Annotated in this window: 4 protein-coding genes; all 4 read left to right on the forward strand. The window is 42.7% G+C overall.

The features are described from left to right. On the forward strand, positions 1 to 613 hold a 613-nt coding region (locus AC2LB6_RS24505), incomplete at its 5' end, for a bacteriophage T4 gp5 trimerization domain-containing protein (RefSeq protein ID WP_490095461.1). A gap of 23 nt (positions 614 to 636) precedes the next feature. After that, positions 637 to 1,704 (forward strand): PAAR domain-containing protein, encoded by a 1,068-nt coding sequence (locus AC2LB6_RS24510; protein ID WP_490095462.1) that lies wholly within the window; start codon positions 637 to 639, stop codon positions 1,702 to 1,704. 23 nt (positions 1,705 to 1,727) lie between these two features. Continuing rightward, positions 1,728 to 2,162: a hypothetical protein gene (locus AC2LB6_RS24515; protein ID WP_490095463.1), complete on the forward strand. Its 435-nt coding sequence runs from the start codon at positions 1,728 to 1,730 to the stop codon at positions 2,160 to 2,162. A 21-nt stretch (positions 2,163 to 2,183) separates the two neighbouring features. Then, positions 2,184 to 3,251 (forward strand): hypothetical protein, encoded by a 1,068-nt coding sequence (locus AC2LB6_RS24520; protein WP_490095464.1) that lies wholly within the window; start codon positions 2,184 to 2,186, stop codon positions 3,249 to 3,251. The last annotated feature ends 250 nt before the right edge of the window (positions 3,252 to 3,501 follow it).

Below are 3,501 nucleotides of genomic sequence, written 5' to 3' on the forward strand. Positions count from 1 at the left end.
CGAGGCGAGCATGCCGCCGTGGGCGCTGCCGGCGGCAGCGACGCAGATGGGGTTTTTAAGCCGGTCGAAGGATGGCAACAGCGATACTGCTAATGCGTTGCGTTTTGAAGACAAAGCAGGGCATGAGCAGATTTGGATCCACGCCGAAAGAAATATGGATACGGAAGTGGAAAGCTGTGAGACGCACCATGTCGGTGTGGATCGTCAGAAAAGCATAGGCCGTGACGAAAAGGTCACGATAAAGCGCAATCGTCAGGCCAATGTGGGTGAACATGCGGTAAGCAATACTGGCATCCAGCACGTTATTAATGTTGGCGAAGGCGAAACGGTGCTGACCATGGATAAAGAGGGAAATGCGCTGCTTGAAGCCAACACCAGCATCAAATTAAAGGTGAACGATAACTATATTTTGATATCTCCCGATGGGATTCAGATTCAGGTTAACGCAGGAAATATTCAGGCAGAAAGTGTTGAAACTGCCATGCTGATGGGCAAAAAAATGACAATGCTGGGGGGCGGTGTAAATGCGCAACTCAAGGCTAGTGACAGTGTTGAGATCTCCGGGACGAATATCACGGACATTAGAAGTGCTGTGGTCAAAATTAACAGCTGATATTGTTAAAAAGGAGAAGATGCATGGGAATGCCAGCTGCCAGAGCTCTGATAGATAAAGCAGCGCACAGTGGCCCAATCCAGTCTGGTAGCCCAGATGTGATTATCGGCGGTTTCCCCGCTGCAAGGAAAAGCGATCGTATTTTCTGTTCAGAGCATGGTAACGGTATTATCGTCGGCGGAACGGTCAGCGTTTATGTTAACGGATTGCCATTGGCGCGAAAGGGTGACAAAACGCAATGTAGTATATCTGGCGCAACCAAAGAAGATAAACCACAGGCAAAGCCTCCTCAGTATTGGGGAGGAAGTCTTGCTAAAAAAGCAAGTGAAGATGGCACAATACACGGTGATCATTTTGATGCAACTATACTGAGTGCCATTTCCAGTTTGCAGGATAAAAATGCTGACGGCAGTTTTGATACGGCCTCATCAGGGTTTACTCTTGAAGACCTAACCATGGGTAATATGAAGAGTAATGATCTTGCAAGAGGCGAATTGCGCAATAAAATCGCGGTAGCCAATGTGACAGGGACTTGGTACGGTTACAGTGGTGACAGCGATATTACGGGATTTAACAACAGCGCTACTGCATTGGGGATGCAGTATGGTGCAAGCGGCGCTTTGGGCAAGGAGGGAACACTTTACGGTGGCGGTGCCGGAGATGTGACATTGGGAACCGCTGAAGCTAAGGTTGTTTCGGAGATTTACAAAGGTAATAATGGGCGCTACGGGTTTAGCGCGGAAGCGGGTGCAGAAGCAGCAGCAGTCAAAGGAGAAGCCTCAGGCAACCTTGATTTATATGGTATTATTGTTGCTAATGCAAAAATTAGCGGAACTGCAGCGGCGGTGGGGCTTTCTGGAGGAATAACGGGATACATTGATACTAACGACGACTCACTTAATATAAAGCTTTCAGGTGAGGTTATGATGGCTCTGGGATTAGGGTTTGACATTGATACGAAAATTTCCATCAAAAGAATTTTAGAATGGGGGTATCAAGATGATGATAGTGAAAATAAAACATCTAAAAAAGCTGGCAGTGGGGAAGGCTTTATTATCACCGGTTGTAGCAGTGTTATAGTTGGCGACTGATTTTCATTACAGAGGGATTTATAGTGAATTACATTTTTTTTATCATTTTTCTTATCCTGACGCTTGTTTATCTATGGAATGGCCAAGATTTTTTTAATAAAAAAGAATGGCTTATGCTTATTTTGAAAGTCTTTGGGGTTTTGATTTTTACCGCTTTACTTGGGCGGCTTATGCATGATTTGATTCTGTCATGGAAAATAATGCCTATGGCATCAGCCAGACATTTCACTACAGCTTTAGGTCTCTCTCTTTTAACTGTGTTGGGTATGAAATTCATGGTGGTAATGCTATGTGCCATCTTTAAAAAGATTATGGTCTTCCATAAAAAATACAACTACGAAAACTACGATCAATTATCGTCTCTTTCGAGGGATTTTTCTTTTCCTCTTCTTGTTCTCGCGAAATGTGTTATTTCCTGTGGGAGTATATTGATGTTCTATGGTATTTGGTTAACCTGAGTTTTGGTAAAAAGGAGTTTTATGAACTTTGAAATGGCTTATGATTTTCCGGTTATATCAGCTTTTACAGGGCAGGAAACCCAGCAGCGATTCTGGAAATGCCTATATACATCGGCACCTAAAGAAATGCTCAATTATTGGGTTGTTCTTCCACAAGGATTGAAACCTGCAGAGGTTAACCCGGTTGATTTTCCTGCAGTGGGTTTAACCAATATTGGACGCTATCTAACAACAGACACTTCACCTTATCTTGAAGTCTGGATGGGTTATGAACATTGCCAGTGGGAGATGAATGCATCCGACTGGTTATTTAAAAAACTGTCCATAATGGGGGAGACAGTGTTGCACCGCCGTTTTGTTGGCAAAGCATCTGAAAACGGTATGTTTGCAGATGTGCTCACTATCAGAAAATATGAATCTGGCGATGAGGTAATTTCTCGTTATACGGTTCAGAAAGATTATAATCCACAGGAAAGCGGCGGTAACTATTTTTTGTTAAAAGTATCCTGTGCTAGTCATGATTATACAACTCTGCTAAACGATATTTATGTGACATCTGTTAACTGGGATCTTTTAAATCGCAGCAATTTAGGAATGGCGGAATTATTAATTACGGTTGATTTGGGAAAGAGAAGTTCGTTCAAGGTTCCTGGTTCGTGGCGTGCAAAAACAATAGCGACCAACCGCATGGTTATTGAACACACTGTTGATTATGTCAACTATGGCGTAATTAATCTTTATTTTTATCCTGTTAAGGACTTCCTCTCTGCTGACAGTGTTTTTGAGAAGGCTACAGAAAGATTCCATCAAACTTCAGATGACATCTCACTTGTTACTAATGAAACCGAATCGATACCCAATGAAATTAATGATGCGTCCGATTCTGTTTTTCAGACGTGCAGCGGTCAAGTATCTAGTGAAAAAGATAAAATGCGAGCTTTTTATCAGATGTATATTTTCCGGCAGTCAAGTCTATGGTGCTATGCCGAGTTAGTGGGCCGGCAAAGGAATCCACATGATTATCATTTTGAAATCAACAAAAGATGTATGGAGATCATTCTTTCCACAATAAAAATAGAAAATATCTGATAAATAAAAAGTTCTTTAACCATAATATTTTATTTAATCGCCTGACATGAAGTATCAGATTTTGATAATCAATTATTAATTGCAAATCCCTCCTTGGGCTGAATCCGCAGCATTACTTTCTTCACTTTCGGTCAGGTAACACCCTTCCGTTCAAGTCAGTCAGGAAAATCACCATGTTCTCACGCATTACTGCACAGCTGCCGGCGGACGGCCTGCTGTTCCACACGCTCACGGGCACCGAGACGCTGTC

This window comes from Pantoea sp. RCC30.1 (assembly GCF_058148845.1).

Coding starts and splice junctions, on each gene's coding strand:
- AC2LB6_RS24510 (WP_490095462.1), top strand. CDS start 637: ATGGGAATGCCAGCTGCCAGAGCTCTGATAGATAAAGCAGCGCACAGT.
- AC2LB6_RS24520 (WP_490095464.1), top strand. CDS start 2,184: ATGAACTTTGAAATGGCTTATGATTTTCCGGTTATATCAGCTTTTACA.